The organism is Acinetobacter endophylla, from assembly GCF_053543775.1.
In genome coordinates, this window is record NZ_JBLVOM010000196.1 from 1 (window position 1) to 339 (window position 339).

The 339-nt window shown below is 30.1% G+C and carries 1 protein-coding gene; it reads right to left on the reverse strand.

Annotated features, from left to right (window positions below):
- Positions 1–339 (reverse strand): hypothetical protein (locus ACNPNW_RS06295; RefSeq protein ID WP_448766753.1); only part of this gene is annotated, 339 nt, incomplete at both ends.

Genomic DNA, 339 nt, shown 5'->3' on the forward strand with positions numbered 1-339 from the left:
CCCTTCTGGATTATTAACAACTGCCCGTTGATTAGGCCACAGTTCCAGCACGGAAGGTTTAGATTTGATTAATTGTTCTAAATAATTCGTTGAAAAAACATCAGATAAATTATTCCATATGCTATTATCAATTATTGTCTCAATACAAATAGCTAAGTGCTTCAGATGCCAAAAAATATCTGTCTGGTATGTAGATAATTTATTATCCATAAGAATATTTATTAATTCCGCAGCTTTCTCTATGGCATTATAATTACCTACGAGCATAAATCCTCTTAATTCGTTAAATATTCCAATTAAATATTCATCATTAACTTGCGCTTGAATATCACTAATAAA